The organism is Streptomyces sp. P9-A4 (assembly GCF_036634195.1).
GTDB lineage: Bacteria > Actinomycetota > Actinomycetes > Streptomycetales > Streptomycetaceae > Streptomyces.
On sequence record NZ_JAZIFY010000001.1, the window covers coordinates 1,234,525 to 1,251,018 of the forward strand.

16 protein-coding genes are annotated in these 16,494 nt (G+C 72.9%); 5 read left to right on the forward strand and 11 right to left on the reverse strand.

Annotated elements, in window-relative coordinates:
- Positions 1-150: 150 nt before the first annotated feature.
- From V4Y03_RS05480 to infC, 5 genes are all read right to left on the reverse strand, one after another.
- Positions 151-1,383, reverse strand: coding sequence for a sensor histidine kinase (locus V4Y03_RS05480; protein WP_332434196.1), 1,233 nt, complete (start codon positions 1,381-1,383; stop codon positions 151-153).
- A gap of 81 nt (positions 1,384-1,464) precedes the next feature.
- The gene (locus V4Y03_RS05485) at positions 1,465-2,304 is read right to left on the reverse strand and encodes a TrmH family RNA methyltransferase (RefSeq protein WP_332434197.1); all 840 of its coding nucleotides are present in this window, start codon (positions 2,302-2,304) and stop codon (positions 1,465-1,467) included.
- A gap of 173 nt (positions 2,305-2,477) precedes the next feature.
- The gene (gene rplT, locus V4Y03_RS05490) at positions 2,478-2,864 is read right to left on the reverse strand and encodes a 50S ribosomal protein L20 (RefSeq protein ID WP_187622715.1); all 387 of its coding nucleotides are present in this window, start codon (positions 2,862-2,864) and stop codon (positions 2,478-2,480) included.
- A 106-nt stretch (positions 2,865-2,970) separates the two neighbouring features.
- Positions 2,971-3,165, reverse strand: a complete 195-nt coding sequence (rpmI, locus tag V4Y03_RS05495) for a 50S ribosomal protein L35 (protein WP_073818494.1) — start codon at positions 3,163-3,165, stop codon at positions 2,971-2,973.
- Between the two features lie 123 nt (positions 3,166-3,288).
- A complete protein-coding gene (infC, locus tag V4Y03_RS05500; protein WP_317876552.1) occupies positions 3,289-4,050 on the reverse strand; it encodes a translation initiation factor IF-3 in 762 nt (253 codons plus the stop codon).
- A 287-nt stretch (positions 4,051-4,337) separates the two neighbouring features.
- Between infC and V4Y03_RS05505 the strand changes: the two genes are divergently transcribed.
- Positions 4,338-4,724 carry a DUF1844 domain-containing protein gene (locus V4Y03_RS05505; RefSeq protein ID WP_332434198.1) on the forward strand — a complete coding sequence of 129 codons (387 nt, stop codon included), beginning with the start codon at positions 4,338-4,340 and terminating at the stop codon, positions 4,722-4,724.
- 7 nt (positions 4,725-4,731) lie between these two features.
- Here V4Y03_RS05505 and V4Y03_RS05510 read toward each other — a convergent pair whose 3' ends face one another.
- From V4Y03_RS05510 to V4Y03_RS05520, 3 genes are all read right to left on the reverse strand, one after another.
- A complete protein-coding gene (locus V4Y03_RS05510) occupies positions 4,732-5,463 on the reverse strand; it encodes an SseB family protein (protein ID WP_332434199.1) in 732 nt (243 codons plus the stop codon).
- A 199-nt stretch (positions 5,464-5,662) separates the two neighbouring features.
- Positions 5,663-6,838, reverse strand: a complete 1,176-nt coding sequence (mycP, locus tag V4Y03_RS05515; protein WP_332434200.1) for a type VII secretion-associated serine protease mycosin — start codon at positions 6,836-6,838, stop codon at positions 5,663-5,665.
- Positions 6,835-7,842: a hypothetical protein gene (locus V4Y03_RS05520; RefSeq protein ID WP_332434201.1), complete on the reverse strand. Its 1,008-nt coding sequence runs from the start codon at positions 7,840-7,842 to the stop codon at positions 6,835-6,837. The genes mycP and V4Y03_RS05520 overlap by 4 nt, the downstream gene beginning before the upstream one ends.
- Positions 7,843-8,400: 558 nt before the next feature.
- On the opposite strand from V4Y03_RS05520, the gene V4Y03_RS05525 reads away from it, so the two are divergent.
- Positions 8,401-9,603, forward strand: coding sequence for an amino acid deaminase/aldolase (locus V4Y03_RS05525; RefSeq protein WP_332434202.1), 1,203 nt, complete (start codon positions 8,401-8,403; stop codon positions 9,601-9,603).
- Between the two features lie 76 nt (positions 9,604-9,679).
- Here the strand turns inward: V4Y03_RS05525 and V4Y03_RS05530 are convergent, their stop codons facing one another.
- The 3 genes from V4Y03_RS05530 to V4Y03_RS05540 are packed head-to-tail and all read right to left on the reverse strand — an operon-like array spanning position 9,680 to position 13,230.
- Positions 9,680-10,465, reverse strand: coding sequence for a 3-oxoacyl-ACP reductase (locus V4Y03_RS05530; protein WP_317878616.1), 786 nt, complete (start codon positions 10,463-10,465; stop codon positions 9,680-9,682).
- Between the two features lie 5 nt (positions 10,466-10,470).
- Positions 10,471-11,826, reverse strand: a complete 1,356-nt coding sequence (locus V4Y03_RS05535) for an aldehyde dehydrogenase family protein (RefSeq protein WP_332434203.1) — start codon at positions 11,824-11,826, stop codon at positions 10,471-10,473.
- A gap of 39 nt (positions 11,827-11,865) precedes the next feature.
- Positions 11,866-13,230, reverse strand: coding sequence for a glutamine synthetase family protein (locus V4Y03_RS05540; protein ID WP_317877156.1), 1,365 nt, complete (start codon positions 13,228-13,230; stop codon positions 11,866-11,868).
- Positions 13,231-13,319: 89 nt separating this feature from the next.
- Between V4Y03_RS05540 and V4Y03_RS05545 the strand changes: the two genes are divergently transcribed.
- The 3 genes from V4Y03_RS05545 to V4Y03_RS05555 all read left to right on the forward strand — a co-directional run bounded on the left by V4Y03_RS05545 (position 13,320) and on the right by V4Y03_RS05555 (position 16,445).
- Entirely contained in the window at positions 13,320-14,048 is a 729-nt protein-coding gene (locus tag V4Y03_RS05545; protein ID WP_332434204.1) for a FadR/GntR family transcriptional regulator, read from the forward strand.
- Positions 14,049-14,194: 146 nt separating this feature from the next.
- Positions 14,195-15,652: an ethanolamine permease gene (gene eat / locus V4Y03_RS05550; RefSeq protein ID WP_332434205.1), complete on the forward strand. Its 1,458-nt coding sequence runs from the start codon at positions 14,195-14,197 to the stop codon at positions 15,650-15,652.
- 34 nt (positions 15,653-15,686) lie between these two features.
- On the forward strand, positions 15,687-16,445 hold the full coding sequence (locus V4Y03_RS05555; protein WP_332434206.1) for a gamma-glutamyl-gamma-aminobutyrate hydrolase family protein: 759 nt from the start codon (positions 15,687-15,689) through the stop codon (positions 16,443-16,445).
- Positions 16,446-16,494: the final 49 nt, after the last annotated feature.

Consider the following 16,494-nt stretch of genomic DNA (forward strand, 5'->3'; position numbering starts at 1 on the left):
CGTGCTTCCGTTGGCTTGGCTGGGCGGCCCCGCTCGACGTCAAGGGCGCAAACGTGCCAAAGGACGAGTCTAACGGGGCGCGGGGACGCGAATGAGCCCGTGGGCAGGCCGGGCGGCTCCTGATCTCGTACGGTCTCGCCTGCTGAGACGTCAGAGAAGGTGGGCCGGGGTGCCGACGGGCAGGATAAATCGGAACTCGGCCCCGCCGCGGGGGCCCCTGCCGACGGTGATGGTGCCGCCGTGGGCCTCGACGACGCCCTTGACGATGTAGAGGCCGAGGCCGGTGCCGCCGCGTTTGCTGCCCCGCCAGAAGCGGGTGAAGACGCGGTTCATCGACTCCTCGGGGATGCCGGGGCCCTCGTCGCTCACGGTGACCTCCGTCCCCTCTTCTCCGTCGTCGCACGTCGTGGCGGGTGCCACCTCGATGGTGACGGTTCCGTCGCCGTGGCGCACCGCGTTTTCCAGGAGGTTGCCGAGGATCTGGTCGATCTTGTCGGGATCGGCCCAGAGCGCGGGCAGTCCCGGCCTGATCCGTACGAAGAAGCGGTCCGGCGACTGGCCGGCCGTGGTGTGCACCTGGACGTGGCGGCCGACGGCGGCGGCGATGTCGACGGGCTGACGGCGCACTTCGAGCCGTCCCGAGTCGATCCGGGAGATGTCGAGGAGTTCCGCGATGAGCCGCTTGATGCGGCCCGCGTCGGCGTCGACGGTCTCCAGCATCAGCCGCTTCTGCTCGTCGTTGAACCGCTCCCACTTACCGAGCAGGGTGGCGGTGAAGCCCTTGACGGAGGTGAGAGGGGAGCGCAGTTCGTGGGCGACGGTGGCGATGAGTTCGGCGTGGCTGCGCTCGGTGCGGCGGCGGGCCTCGGTGCCGCGCAGACAGACCACGACCCGGCGCACGGGTCCCGTGGGGTGTTCGCGGATGTACGTGGCGGAGACGAGGACCTCGCGTCCGCCGGGCAGCAGCAGATTGCGCTCGGGCTGGCCCCGCCGGGTGGCGAGTCCCCCGTAGGGGTCGGTCAGGGCCCACCAGCGGCGGCCCTTGAGGTCTTCGAGGGGCAGGGCCTGGTCGAGCGGGAGGCCGAGGGCTCGGTCGCCGGGGACGGCGGTGATGCGCCGGGCGGCGGCGTTGAAGCAGACGACGCGGCCGGTCTCGTCGGCGACGACGAGTCCGTCGGGCAGGTCGTCGGGGTGGACCCCGGCGAATCCCGGGGCCTCGGCCGCACCCGGCGGCTGCGAGGTGCCGGGCGGTTCCGCGGCGTGCGGCGGCTCCGGTACGCCCGGCGGCCCTGGAGCGCCCGGTGGTTCGGGGGCTCCCGGCTGTTCCGGGGCGTGCGGCGCGGCGCTCCGTGCCTGTGCGGGACTGTCCGTGCCGACCGTCATCCCCGTATCCCACCCCTCCGTGTAGCGCAGTGGGCCCCCGAGTGCGTCACTCTACTGGGCGGGAGAGGCGGAATGGACCCCTCAGGCGGAGGTTCGGGGACGCTGTGCGCGGGCGGAGGCGTACAGGCAGACCGCGGCGGCGGTGGCGAGGTTGAGACTCTCGGCCTTGCCGTGGATGGGGACGCGCACGACGGCGTCGGCGAGGGCCCTGGTCTCCTCGGGCAGCCCCCAGGCCTCGTTGCCGAAGATCCAGGCGGTCGGGCCGCCCATGGTGCCGGCGTCCAGCTCCGCGTCGAGGTCGTCCTCGCCCGCCCCGTCGGCGGCGAGGACGCGCACGCCCGCGCCCTTCAGTCCGGCGACGGCCTGCTCGACGGGGACGCCGACGGCCACCGGCAGGTGGAAGAGGGAGCCGACGGAGGCGCGTACGGACTTGGGGTTGTAGAGGTCGACGGAGGCGTCGGTGAGGACGACGGCGTCGGCGCCGGCCGCGTCGGCGCAGCGCAGCACCGTGCCGGCGTTCCCGGGGTCGCGTACGTGGGCGAGGACGGCCACCAGCTTGGGCCGGGCCGCGATGATCCCCTCGAACGGCGAGTCGAGGAACCGGCAGACGCCGACGAGCCCTTGCGGGGTGACGGTCTGGGAGACCTCGGCGAGGACGGTGTCGGCGGCGTAGTGGACGCGGGCGCCGGCGGCGCGGGCGGCCTCGACGATGGCACCGTAGCGCTCGGCGGCCTCGACGGTGGTGAAGAGCTCGACGAGGGTGGGCTCGCCGGTGGAGCCGCGGTGCTCGACGGCCTCGCGGACGGCCTGCGGGCCCTCGGCGATGAAGAGGCGGTCCTTGCCCCGGAAGTTGCGCTTGGCGAGCCGCCGGGCGGCGACGACGCGCGGGGAACGCGGGGAGATCAGCTCGGGGGTGACCATGAGGTGCGGCGGTTCTCTCTTCGGGGCCGGGAGGCTTCGGGGTCCGGGGACATCGCGGCCGTACGGGGCCGGGGGCGTCGGGGTCCGGTGCGTGCGTCAGAGGGCGGACGCACCCGGACCCGCCGACGCGAGCGCGCCTGCGGGTCCGGGCAGAGGTACTGCGGCCTGGAAGATCAGGCGGCGGCCTTCGGGGCGTTGACGTCGGCCGGCAGAGCCTTCTGCGCGACCTCGACCAGCGCGGCGAACGCGTTGGAGTCGTTGACGGCCAGCTCGGCGAGGATCTTGCGGTCCACCTCGATGTTGGCGGCGTTCAGACCCTGGATGAGGCGGTTGTACGTCATGCCGTTCTGGCGGGCAGCGGCGTTGATGCGCTGGATCCACAGCCGACGGAAGTCGCCCTTGCGCTTCTTGCGGTCGTTGTAGTTGTAGACCAGCGAGTGGGTGACCTGCTCCTTGGCCTTGCGGTACAGGCGCGAACGCTGACCGCGGTAGCCGGAGGCCGCCTCGAGGATCGCCCGGCGCTTCTTGTGGGCGTTGACTGCCCGCTTGACGCGTGCCACTTGTTAACTCCTTGTAGCGGGGTCGTGGTTGGACTCACACGACCCGAAAAACGAATGGGTCCCGGACCTGGCCGGAAGCCCCCGTCGCCGGGGGCGGGTGATCAGATCAGATGCCCAGCATCTTCTTGATCTTGGCCGCGTCGCCCGGGGCCATCTCCGCGGTGCCGGTGAGGCGACGGGTCAGCTTGGACGACTTGTGCTCGAGCAGGTGGCGCTTGCCGGCGCGCTCGCGCAGGATCTTGCCGGAGCCGGTGACCTTGAAGCGCTTCTTGGCACCGGAGTGCGTCTTGTTCTTCGGCATCGCGCCGTATCTCCTCGTCAGTGGCGCTCCCCCCGGTGCGGGCACCGGACGTCCGGGAGCGTCAATTCTTCGTTTGGTGGTTCGGGGCGGGGCCCGGGGCTGCCTGGATGGCAGCCCGCCGGGTCACGCCTCGGGGGTCTCGGCCGGAGCCTCGACGACCTCGGCCTCGACGGCCTCGGTCTCCGCGGCCTCGGTCTCGGCGACCTCGGCGGCCGGAGCCTCGGACGTCTCCTCGGAGGCGACGCCCTGACGCTCGGCCTTGCGTGCGGCCTGGGCCTCACGGGCCTCGGCCATGGCCTCGGTCTTCTTCTTGTGCGGGCCGAGAACCATGATCATGTTCCGGCCGTCCTGCTTCGGGTTGGACTCGATGAAGCCAAGCTCCTCGACGTCCGACGCCAGCCGCTGAAGCAGCCGGAAACCGAGCTCGGGGCGGGACTGCTCACGACCACGGAACATGATCGTGATCTTGACCTTGTCGCCCTGCTTGAGGAACCGGACGACGTGACCCTTCTTGGTGTCATAGTCGTGCGGGTCGATCTTCGGCCGGAGCTTCATCTCCTTGATGACCGTGTGCGCCTGGTTCTTGCGCGCCTCACGGGCCTTCATGGCCGACTCGTACTTGAACTTCCCGTAGTCCATGAGCTTGCACACGGGCGGACGGGCGTTCGCCGCGACCTCGACCAGGTCGAGGTCGTACTCCTGTGCGAGCTCCAGGGCCTTGGCAAGCGGAACAATCCCGACCTGCTCGCCGCTGGGTCCGACAAGTCGCACCTCGGGAACGCGAATCCTGTCGTTGATGCGGGGCTCGGCGCTGATGGATCCTCCTCGGTAGCACCACGCGACCGCCTGGCGGACGGACGCGCAACGTCTGTTTTCTGAGACCAACCGAGCCGGAGCATGAAAAAAGCCCCGGACGGGACACAGGCGGGGCTCCAAAGAAATACCGGAACACCACCACGGTCTACCGCGGGGCGCACATCGGGCGGCTCCAATCGTCCGTACGGAACGATGGGCGCCACCTGACCGGTGACCCGCCACCCGCGAGGGTGGTCAGGTGGGAGTACGGAGCCTCCACTTGTGGGCCGGGCACACAAGTGTCCGGCCGGTCATTACACAAGGTTAGCAGGACCCGGCGGTCGGCGCTAACCGAGGACCGGCATATCGTATGAGGCATGAGCGAGACGCCCCAGAACGAGTCCCCGGACTCCCCCGACTCCGCCGAGTCCCCCGATTTCGACGCCATGACCCGCGACATCGCGGAGGTCCCCGCCGTCGAGGTGATCGTGACCGTCGCCGTCAACCTGATGAGCGCCGCCGCGGTGAAGCTCGGGCTCACCGAGGAGGGCGACAAGTACAAGGACCTCGACGAGGCCCGCAAGCTGGTGCACGCCCTCGCGGGTCTGCTGGACGCCGGCGCGACGGAGGTCTCCTCCTTCCACGCCGCTCCCCTGCGGGACGGCCTGAAGTCCCTCCAGCTCGCCTTCCGCGAGGCCTCCCTGGTCCCGGACGAGCCGGGCCAGGGGCCGGGCGAGAAGTACACCGGACCGGTGTACGGCTAGAGGTTTCCTACCGCTTCACGTAGAAGGGCTCGCCCGGAGGGGTGGCCGAGGCCGGCAGCAGTGCCAGGTCGAGGCCCCGCACCAGGCGGGCCCTCAGTGTTTCGTCGGCCGCCAGGGCGCGGGCGACGCGCTGGGCGGCCTCCGCCGGGGAGGTCTCCCCGTCGAGGACCAGGGCGAGCGTTCCGTCGGCGGCGCCCGGACCCAGGTGGGCGCTGAGCACGGCGGGCTCGGCGGCTACGGCGGCCCGTACCGCTTCCCGTACGGCGGGGTCGTCGAGCGGGTCGGCGCTGGAGCGGCCCTCGGCGAGGGCGAGCAGCGCCGGTCCCGCCAGCTGGTACGGCACCGGGCCCGCGAGGTCCAGGACGAGCGTGTCCGCCTTCTCGTGCGCGAGGGCCTGGAGCGCCTGCGGCAGCGGTACGGCCACCGGCCGGGCCGCCGGGTCCCACAGGGCGAGCGAGGCGATCGAGGTGAAGGCGGGCAGGGCGCGCCGGTCGCCGGCCGTGAGGGTGGGGACCGCCATGTCGCTGGTCTTCTCGCGGCGCAGGCCGTTCTCGTCGGTCTCGACCTCGCCGAGGACGGCGACCACAGGGACGAGCAGCCGGGCGTCGCGCAGGGCGTCCAGGACGGGGCCGTGGGCGGTTCTGTCCTCCGCCCAGGCCGCGAGGGCCGCGGCGAGCCGCGGGTCGGCGGTGCCGTCGTCGTCGGAGAAACCGGGGTCCGGAATGTTCTTGAGCGCCACGCACCGAGCCTAACGGTCCCTCTGGAAGGTCCGGGCCGCCGGGTCCTCGGGAGGTCCGGTGGGGCCGGTTCGGTGGCCGGGAGGTGTGGTGGGGCCGCTTCGGTCGTCAGGAGGTCCAGTGGGGGCCGCTTCGATCGTCAGGAGGTCCAGTGGGGGCCGCTTCGATCGTCAGGAGGTCCGGTGGGGGCCGCTTCGATCGTCAGGAGGTCCGGTGGGCGCGGCGCAGGACGACGGCGGTCAGGAGCAGCAGGGCGCCGAGGCCGCCCGCGAGGGGGGCGAGCAGGCCGATGGGGCGGCTCTCCTCGGCGGGGGGCAGCGGTCCGGGGCCGAAGTACCGCCCCCGATAGCCGGAGCTCGTGGCCTTGGGGTCGCCGCCCTCGATCTTCCCGCCGGCGGCGATCGCGGCGGCCGGGTCGATCGTCCCGTACCCCTTCGAGTCGCTGCGGCCGCCCTTCGGCCGGCTGCGGGCGGTGTCGATGAGCAGCCGCTTGACCTGTGCCGGGGTGAGGTCGGGGTGCGCGGCGCGGACGAGGGCGACGGCTCCGGAGACGAAGGCGGCGGCGGCGCTGGTGCCCCAGCCCTCGTAGTAGCGGCGGTCGGGGTCCGCGATGGCGATGTCGACGCCGGGGGCGCTGACCGTGGCGTACCAGCGGCGGGTGGAGAAGGAGGCGTGGGTGCCGTAGCGGTCGACGGCGGCGACGGCGATGACGCCGGGGTAGGCGGCCGGGTAGGAGATGTGGTCGCCCTTCTCGCCGCCGTTGCCTGCGGAGGCGACGACCGAGACGCCCTTCGCCAGGGCGTACTGGACGGCCGCGTCCTCGCCCGCGTCGGGGTGGGCGGACTCGGAGTCGTCGCCGAGGGAGAGGTTGATGACGTCGGCGCCGTGGTCGGCGGCCCAGCGGATGCCCTCGGCGAGGGCCGTGCCCCGGGCCTTGCGGGCCTTGTCGCGGGCCTTGTCGGTGCCCTCCAGGATCACCCGCACCGGGAGGATCTCGACGTCGGGGGCGATGCCGAGGACACCGTCCTCGCCGCCGGGGCCGTGGCCGTGACCGGCGATGATGCCGGCCATCGCGGTGCCGTGCCGGGCCCAGGCGCGGTCGCCCCTGGAGGCGCCGAAGCCGATGAGGTCGCGGCCGGGCAGCACCGAGCCCTCCAGGTCCGGGTGCTCGGCGTCCACCCCGGTGTCGAGGACGGCGACCGTGATGCCCTCGCCCTTGGTGGTGCGCCACGCCTCCGTGGTGTGGAGGGCTTCGAGACCCCACTGCCGGTCCCGGATGGAGTCGGCGTACGCGGGCGTGGTGACGGCGGGCAGGACGGAGAAGGCGGTGGCGAGCAGGACGGCGGCGGGGGCGCGCAGGCGGGTGGTACGGGTCACCTGGCGTCCTCCTGCTTCGTCATCGCCTCGGCGGTCGCGCGCAGCTGCTTTTCGAGCCGGACGGTAATGCCCTTGGCCTCGTGGCCGAGGCCGGACTGCGCGGTGGCGTCGGTACGGCCCTTGGCCATGGCCGCTTCGGCGGGCTGCGGGCGGTCGACGGGCCGGCCGTCGGCGAAGCCGGAGACGGCGGTGACGACGACGGGGAGGTCGGCGGGGGCGTTCAGCCACCAGCCGGCGCGCTGCGGGGCGCCGAAGCGGGCCGCGACGGTGCCGGGCCCGGCGAGGGCCGGTGGGACGTCCGCGCCGAGGCGGGTGGTGAGACCGGGGCCTAGGGCGCGCTGCGCGGTGGCGTCGGCGCGGGTGAAGACGAGGCCGACGGTGATCACACTGCTGGCGGTGGCGTCGGTGTACGTCGCGCGCAGGACGCGCTCGCAGCCGAGCGGCCGGAGGGTGGCGAGCAGGCCCTTGGCCAGGACGGCGGGCGAGCAGGCGGCGTCCGGGGCGACGACGATCCGGGTCCAGGTGCGCGCCGAGCCGCCGGGACCGGCGGCCGAGCCGACGAGGGTGCGGGGAAAGAGGTTGTCGACGGGGGCGTTGTGCCACAGCTCCTTGGCCTCCGCGTACCCGGGGGGCTCGGCGGGCGCACCGGGCTCGGCGGCGGCCAGCCAGGTCCCGGCGAGGGCGCCTCCGATGAGACCGACGCCGAGGACGGCGCAGGCGGCGACGGCGACGGTCCGCCCGACCCGCCGCTCCGGCACGGGCCGAAGCCGCGTGGTGGTCTCGACGGGCGCCTCGGGGGGCAGGGGGAGGCGGCGGTGGGAGGCGTGGGCGTGCGGGCCGTGGGCGGCGTGAGCGCCGTGGGTGTGGCCGTACGGGGAGGTGGCCTGCCGGGCGGGAGCCGGGGCGGGCGGGGCCCAGGGGGCGGGGGCCTGACCGGAACGGGCGGGCGCCGGAGGGGAAGCGGCGTGGGCGGAGCCCGTAGCGGGCCCCGAGACGGGCGGCATGGGGGCGGCGGAGCCGGGGGGCGTGGCGAGGGGGCGGGAGGCGGGCCGGGGCGGAACGGCACCGGCCGGACGGGAGGCCGGACGCGGCGGAGCAGACGGCGGCGCACCCGCCGAACCGGACGTCGTCGGACCCGCAGAACCCGACGCCGACCTGCGCGGAACAGGCTGCGCCGCACCCGGCGGACCGGAAGCCGGACGCGGCGGAACAGACGGAGCCGCACCGGACGCCGCCGACCTGCGCGGAACCGGCTGCGCCGCACCCCCAGGGCCGGACGATGTCGGGCCCCCGTCAGCCGGCTTCGGTCTCGGCGGAGCCGTGGGCGTCGTGCCCGTCGGTTGCGACGGGCGGATCGCGCGGAGTCTCGTCGTCGTCTCCGCCTCCGTCGGTTCGGGGGCGGGCAGCAGCGCGTCCGTGATGCGGGAGGGCGTGGAGGGGTGCTCGCCGGTCATCCCCGTCCCCCGCTCGTGTCGACAATGCCCGTCACTCTACGGGCTGTTCCCCCCGGCTCGGGAACCCAGGGGCTACCCACTCGTAAACCTGTCTGGCAAGCTCGGGCCATGACTCCCCGTGCCGCCGACCGGGCCCGCTACGACCGGGCCACCGCTCACCTCGACGCGCCCGTGGCGATCGTCGACCTGGAGGCCTTCGACGCCAACGCGGCGGACCTCGTACGCCGGGCCGGCGGAAAGCCGGTCCGGGTGGCGAGCAAGTCCGTGCGCTGCCGGGCGCTCCTGGAACGGGTGCTCGCGCGGGAGGGCTTCGCGGGCATCATGTCTTTCACCCTCGACGAGTCGTTGTGGCTGGCCCGCGCCGGTTTCGAGGACGTCCTGCTCGCGTACCCGTCGGCGGACCGTTCCGGTTTCGGGGAGCTGGCCCACGACCCGAAGCTGGCCGCCGCGGTGACCGTGATGGTCGACGACGTGGCGCAGCTGGACCTGATCGACGCCTCCCGCGCGGGTGGGACGGAAGAGGTCCGGGTCTGTCTGGAGCTGGACACCGCGCTGAGTCTGCTGGGCGGCCGGGTACGGATCGGTGCCCGTCGTTCCCCGCTGCGCGAGCCCGCGGAACTGGCCGAGCTGGCCCGCTCGGTGGTGCGGCGTCCCGGGTTCCGGCTGGTCGGGATCATGGCGTACGAGGGTCATGTCGCGGGTGTCGGTGACGCGGTCGCGGGCCGGCCGCTGCGGTCGCGGGCGATCCGGCTGATGCAGTCGGCGGCCCGCAGGGAGCTGGCGGAGCGCAGGGCGGCCGTGGTGCGGGCCGTGCGGGCGGTGGCGCCGGACCTGGAGTTCGTGAACGGCGGCGGCACGGGCAGCGTGCAGCACACGGCCGCCGAGGACGCGGTGACGGAGATCGCGGCGGGTTCGGGGCTGTTCGTGCCGCGGCTCTTCGACAACTACACGTCCTTCTCCGGCCGCCCGGCCGCGCTCTTCGCGCAGCCCGTCGTCCGTCGTCCGGGCGTCGGGGTGGTGACCGTCCTCGGCGGTGGTTACCCGGCGTCCGGGGTCGCCGGGCCGGACCGGCTCCCCGTCCCGTATCTGCCGGAGGGTCTGCGGTACGACCCGCAGGAGGGCCCCGGCGAGGTGCAGACCCCGCTGCTCGGCTCGCCGGCGGACGACCTGCGGATCGGCGACAAGGTGTGGTTCCGGCACGCGAAGGCCGGCGAGCTGTGCGAGCGCTTCGAGAACCTGCGTCTGGTCGAGGGCGACCGCGTCACGGCGACCGTGCCCACCTACCGCGGCGAGGGCATGACCTTCCTCTAGGGAAGGTGCCGGTACGCCGGACAGCCGGGCGTCTCATGACGCCCGGCTGTCGCGTGTGGGGGGCAGCGGGTGGGGCCTAGAGCGGCGTCACGTACGCGCCCGCGATGCCGCCGTCCACCAGGAAGTCGCTGGCGTTGACGAAGGAGGAGTCGTCGCTCGCGAGGAAGGCGACGGCGGCGGCGATCTCCTCGGGCTCGGCGAAGCGGCCGACGGGGATGTGGACGAGGCGGCGCGCGGCCCGCTCGGGGTCCTTGGCGAACAGCTCCTGGAGCAGCGGGGTGTTGACGGGCCCGGGGCAGAGGGCGTTGACGCGGATGCCCTCGCGGGCGAACTGGACGCCCAGCTCGCGGGACATGGCGAGCACGCCGCCCTTGGAGGCGGTGTAGGAGATCTGGCTCGTGGCGGCGCCCATGATGGCGACGAACGAGGCGGTGTTGATGATGGAGCCCTTGCCCTGGCGGCGCATGTAGGGCAGGGCCGCCTTGCAGCAGAGGTACACGGAGGTCAGGTTGACGTCCTGGACGCGCTTCCAGGCCTCCAGGCCGGTCTCCAGGATGGAGTCGTCCTCGGGGGGCGAGATGCCGGCGTTGTTGAAGGCGATGTCGACGGAGCCGTAGGTGTCGAAGGCGGTCCTGAACAGTGCCTCGACCTGCTCGGGGTCGGTGACGTCGACCTGGACGAAGGTGCCGCCGACCTCTTCGGCGGCGGCCTTGCCGGCCGTCGCGTCGATGTCGCCGCAGACGACGTTCGCGCCCTCGGAGGCGAGCCGGCGGGCGGTGGCGAGGCCGATGCCGCTGCCGGCTCCGGTGATGACGGCGGTACGGCCGACGAGGCGGCGGCAGATGTTCTCTTCGTTGCTCATACGGGTCAGGCCTCCGTGCTGATGAAGACGTTCTTGGTTTCGGTGAAGGCGGTCAGTGCGTCGGGGCCGAGTTCGCGGCCGAGGCCGGACTGCCGGTAGCCGCCGAACGGGGTCCAGTAGCGGACGCTGGAGTGGGAGTTGACGGAGAGGTTGCCGGCCCGGACGGCGCGGGAGACGCGCAGGGCGCGGCCGACGTCGCGGGTCCAGATGGAGCCGGACAGGCCGTACTCGGTGGCGTTGGCGAGGCGGATCGCGTCGGCCTCGTCGTCGAAGGGGAGGACGACGGCGACGGGGCCGAAGATCTCCTCGACGGCGCAGGGCGCGTCCTCGGGCACATCGGTGAGGACGGTCGGCGGGAACCAGAAGCCGGGGCCCTCGGGGGCCTTGCCGCGGATGGCTTCGAGGTCGTCGGTCACGTAGGAGCGGACGCGGTCGAGCTGGGCGCGGGAGATGAGGGGGCCCATCCGGGTGCGCTCGTCGAGCGGGTCGCCGACGACGATCTCCTCGATGGCGGGGGTGAGGAGTGCGAGGAAGCGGTCGTACGCGCTCCGCTGGACGAGGATGCGGGTACGGGCGCAGCAGTCCTGCCCGCTGTTGTCGAGGAAGGCCATCGGCGCCGCCGCCGCCGCGGCCTCCAGGTCCGCGTCGGCGAAGACGATGTTGGGGCTCTTGCCGCCGAGTTCGAGGGTGATCCGCTTCACCTGGTCGGCGCACTTCGCCATGATCGACTTTCCGACGCGGGTGGAGCCGGTGAAGACGATCTTGGCGATGCCGGGGTGTTCGACGAGGGCGTTCCCGGCGACCGGGCCGGTGCCGGGGAGGACCTGGAAGAGGCCTTCGGGAAGGCCCGCCTCCAGGGCGAGTCCGGCGAGCCGCAGTGCGGTGAGCGGGGTGGTCTCGGCGGGCTTGAGGAGGACGGCGTTGCCGGCGGCGAGGGCGGGTGCGGTGGCCCAGGCGGCGATCGGCATGGGGAAGTTCCAGGGGGCGATGACGCCGACGACCCCGAGCGGTTCGAGGATCGTGATGTCGAGGCCGCCGGCCACCGGGATCTGGCGGCCGTTGAGGCGCTCCACTCCCCCGGCGGCGAAGTCGAGCAGGTCGCGGACGTTGCCCGCCTCCCAGCGGGCGTTGCCGATGGTGTGGCCGGCCTCGGTGACCTCCAGGCGGGCGAGTTCCTCGATGTGGTCGTCGACGACGGCGGCGAAGCGGCGGAGCAGCCGGGCCCGGTCGGCGGGCGCGGCGGCGGCCCAGCCGCGCTGGGCGGCGGTGGCCCGTGCGACGGCGGCGTCGATGTCGGCGGGGGTGGCGGCGGGGACGGTGGCGACGAGTTCCTCGGTCGCCGGGTTCAGTACCTGGAGCAACGCGTTCCTCTCAGAGGCGGTTCAGCGGCGTTCGAGGGCTCAGAGGCGTTCGAAGGAGCGGCGCAGTTCCCAGTCGGTCACGGCGGCGTCGAAGGCGTCGAGTTCGACGCGGGCCATGTTGCGGTAGTGGGCGACGACCTCGTCGCCGAAGGCGGCCTTGGCGATCTCGCTGGTGTCCCAGAGTTCGGCGGCCTCGCGCAGGGTGGTGGGGACGTGCGCGTACTCGGCGGTGTAGGCGTTCCCGGTGCAGGGCGGGGGGAGTTCGAGCCGCTGCTCGATGCCGTGCAGACCGGCGGCGACCAGGCCGGCCACGGCGAGGTACGGGTTGACGTCGCCGCCGGGGAGGCGGTTCTCGAAGCGGGTGGAGCGGCCGTGGCCGACGACCCGGAGGGAGCAGGTGCGGTTGTCGTGGCCCCAGGCGACGGCGGTGGGCGCGAAGGAGCCGGGCTGGAACCGTTTGTAGGAGTTGATGTTGGGGGCGTAGAGGAGGGAGAAGTCGCGGAGGGCGGCGAGCTGTCCGGCGAGGAAGTGCCGCATGGTCGCGGACATGCCGTGCTCGTCGTCCCCGGCCATCACGTTCTCTCCGTCGGCGTTCTGGAGGGAGAGGTGGATGTGGCAGGAGTTGCCCTCGCGCTCGTTGTACTTCGCCATGAAGGTGAGCGAGTGGCCCTCCTGGGCGGCGATCTCCTTGGCTCCCGTCTTGTAGACGGCGTGCTGGTCGCAGGTGACGAGGGCCTCGTCGTACTTGAAGGCGATCTCGTGCTGGCCGGGGTTGCACTCGCCCTTGGCGGACTCGACGGTGAGTCCGGCGGCGGTCATCTCGTTGCGGATGCGGCGCAGCAGGGGTTCGATGCGTCCGGTACCCAGGACGGAGTAGTCGATGTTGTACTGGTTGGCGGGGGTGAGGCCGCGGTAGTTCGCGTCCCAGGCCTGCTCGTAGCTGTCCTTGAAGACGATGAACTCGAGTTCGGTGCCGACGTGGGCGGTGAGGCCGTGTTCCGCGAGGCGCTCCAGCTGGCGGCGGAGGATCTGGCGGGGTGCGGCGACGACGGGGGTGCCGTCGGCCCAGGCGAGGTCCGCGGTCACCATGGCGGTGGCCTCGTTCCAGGGGAGGCGGCGGAGGGTGGTGAGGTCGGCGTGCATCGCGAAGTCGCCGTAGCCGCGGTCCCAGGAGGACATGGCGTAGCCGTCGACGGTGTTCATCTCGGTGTCGACGGCCAGCAGGTAGTTGCAGCCCTCGGTGCCGTGGCCGAGTACCTCGTCCAGGAAGAACGGGGCGGCGAACCGCTTGCCCTGGAGCCGCCCCTGCATGTCGGGGAAGGCCAGGACGACGGTGTCGATCTCGCCGCTCGCGACGAGGGCGCGTAGCTCCTCGACGGCGAGCGGGGGTTTGCGGTCTGCCACGGGATTGCTCCTCCTTCGGCCTGCCGGAAGCCATAAGGTATTGCGGAAGACCATTGCTTGGGAAGTGCTGGAGAAGGGGAAACGAGAACGTGGCCAGTACGAGTGAATCGGCGGACCGGCTGACGCCCGTGCTGCGGCCGGTGCGGGCGGGCAACGGCTTCGAGGAGGCCCTGGAGCAGATCCTCCAGGTCGTGCGGCTCGGTCTGGTGCCCGGCGGGCAGCGGCTGCCCGCCGAACGGGAGCTGGCCGACCGGATGGGGATCAGCCGGGTCACGCTGCGCGAGGTGCTCAAGGTCCTCCAGGAGCAGGGTCTGGTGGAAAGCCGGCGCGGCCGGTACGGCGGCACCTTCGTGCTGCCCCGCGTCCAGACGGCCGACGAGGACGAGCTGCGCCGCCGGATCGCCTCGGTCGACATGGAGGACACCCTGCGCTTCCGTGAGGTCCTCGAGGTGGGCGCGGCGGGGCTCTGCGCGGCCCACGGTCTCGACGAGGCGGGCGCCGGGCGGCTGCGGGCCGCCGTGGCGGCGACCCATGACGCCCCGCTGGCCGATTACCGCCGCCAGGACACCCTGCTCCACCTCACGCTCGCCGAGCTGTCCGGCTCGCCGACGCTGACCGCGCAGTACGCGGCCGTGCGGGCGACCGTGAACGATCTGCTCGACTGCATCCCCCTCCTCGTACGCAATCTGGAGCACTCCCAGCACCAGCACACCGCCCTGGTCGACGCGGTGCTCGACGGGGACGCGGACGCGGCACGCGAGGTGATGCGGGAGCACTGCTCGGGCACGGCGGCGCTGCTGCGGGGCTTCCTGACCTGAGGCACGCGCGCGTGGGGCACGCGTTCGTGGGGCCCGGCGGCGGGCGCGTAACCCGAAAGTAACGCACGGGGGTTGCGCTCCCCCGTCGGCCACCGCAAAGGTATGGGACCAATCCATTGGGCCCGCTGTGGGGAGCTGACGCTGCCATGACGCTCGAAGACACGACCGGGAGCACACCCGGGGGCACGACCCCGCCGAAGGACGACTACCTGGAGCGCCGGGCGCTGCGCCGCGGCAGCGCCGGATGGCTGCTGCTCACCGGGCTCGGTGTCGCCTACGTCGTCTCCGGGGACTTCTCCGGCTGGAACATCGGCCTGTCGAAGGGCGGCTTCGGCGGACTCGCCGTCGCCACCGTCCTGATGGGCGCGATGTACGCCTGTCTGGTCTTCGCGCTCGCCGAACTCTCCGCCATCCTGCCCACCGCGGGCGGCGGTTACGGCTTCGCCCGCCGGGCGCTCGGCACCTGGGGCGGGTTCCTCACCGGGACCGCGATCCTCATCGAGTACGTCCTCGCCCCGGCCGCGATCTCGATCTTCATCGGCGACTATGTCGAGTCCCTCGGCCTCTTCGGCCTGGAGTCCGGCTGGCCCGTCTACCTGGTCTGCTTCGCGCTGTTCATCGGGATCCACCTCTGGGGCGTGGGCGAGGCCCTGCGCTTCAGCCTCGTCGTGACGGCGATCGCGGTCGCGGCGCTCGTCGTCTTCGCGCTCGGCGCCCTCACCGACTTCCACGTGGACGGCCTGAACGACATCCCGGTCGACGGCGAGGCCTTCGGCTCCAACTCCTGGCTGCCGTTCGGCCTGTTGGGGATCTGGGCCGCCTTCCCCTTCGGCATGTGGTTCTTCCTGGGCGTCGAGGGCGTGCCACTTGCCGCCGAGGAGGCGAAGGACCCGGTCAGGTCGATGCCGAGGGCGCTCGCGATCTCCATGGGCGTCCTGGTACTGCTCGCCGTGATGACCTTCTTCGCCGCGACCGGGGCGCACGGCTCGGCCGCCGTCCAGGAGGCGGGCAACCCGCTCGTCGTGGCGCTCCAGGGCGACGGGGAGCCGACCGCGCTCAGCCGCTTCGTGAACTACGCGGGCCTCGCCGGTCTGGTGGCCTCCTTCTTCTCCCTCATCTACGCCGGCTCGCGCCAGCTCTTCGCGCTCTCCCGGGCGGGCTACCTGCCCCGCTTCCTCTCCCTCACCAGTCGCCGGAAGTCGCCGTACCTGGGACTGCTCATCCCGGGCGCGATCGGCTTCGCGCTGGCCGCCGGGACCGGCGACGGGGCCCGGATGCTCAACATCGCCGTCTTCGGCGCCACCATCTCGTACGCCCTGATGGCGCTCTCCCACATCGTGCTGCGGCGCCGCGAGCCGGGACTGCACCGGCCGTACCGCACGCCCGGCGGGATCGTGACCTCCTCGGTGGCGTTCGTACTGGCCCTGTCGGCCCTGGTCGCGACCTTCCTGGTGGACCGGACGGCGGCGTTCATGGCGCTCGGGGTGTACGTGATCGCCCTCGCCTACTTCGCGTTCTACAGTCGGCACCATCTGGTGGCCAGGGCGCCCGAGGAGGAGTTCGCGGCGCTCGCCGCGGCCGAGGCCGAACTCGAACGCGACTGATCCCCCGACGCTCCGCACCCTTGGAGGAACTCCCGTGACCAAGCCGCTCATCGGCGTGACCACCTACCTGGACCAGGCCCGTTGGGGGGTGTGGGACATGCGCGCCGCGCTGCTGCCCGCCCCGTACCCGCGGCTCGTGCAGGAGAGCGGGGGGATCGCGGTGATGCTGCCCCCGGACGGGCCGGAGGCCGCCGCGGCGGTGGTGGCCCGGCTCGACGGGCTGGTCGTCGCGGGCGGTGCGGACGTCGAGCCCGTACGGTACGGGGCCGAGCCCCACCCCCGTACCGGCCCGCCGGCCAGGGAGCGGGACTCCTGGGAGCTGGCCCTGATCGACGCGGCGCTCGCCTCGGGGACCCCGTTGCTCGGCATCTGCCGGGGGATGCAGCTCCTGAACGTGGCCCTGGGCGGGACGCTGGTCCAGCATCTCGAGGGGCATGTGGAGGCGGTCGGGGTGATCGGCCGGCACGCGGTGAAGCCGGTGCCGGGCACCCGGTACGCCTCGCTGGTCCCGGAACTCGCCGAGGTCCCGACCTATCACCACCAGGCGGTCGACCGGCTGGGCACGGGACTCGCGCCCTCGGCGCACGCGGAGGACGGCACGGTGGAGGCGGTGGAACTCGCGGCCCCGGCCTGGGTCCTCGGCGTCCAGTGGCATCCGGAGATGGGCGAGGACCTGCGGGTGATGCGGGGCCTGGTCGAGGCGGCGGCAGCGGCTGCGGCAACCTCATCGGCGTCGGTGACACCGGCGGCGGCGGCGACTTCGGCGGCGTCGGGCGCGGTGGGGCGCGCCTGACGGCTGGTGCGGACGCGCGCGCGTGCGTACGTGCGCGCGTGCGTACGTG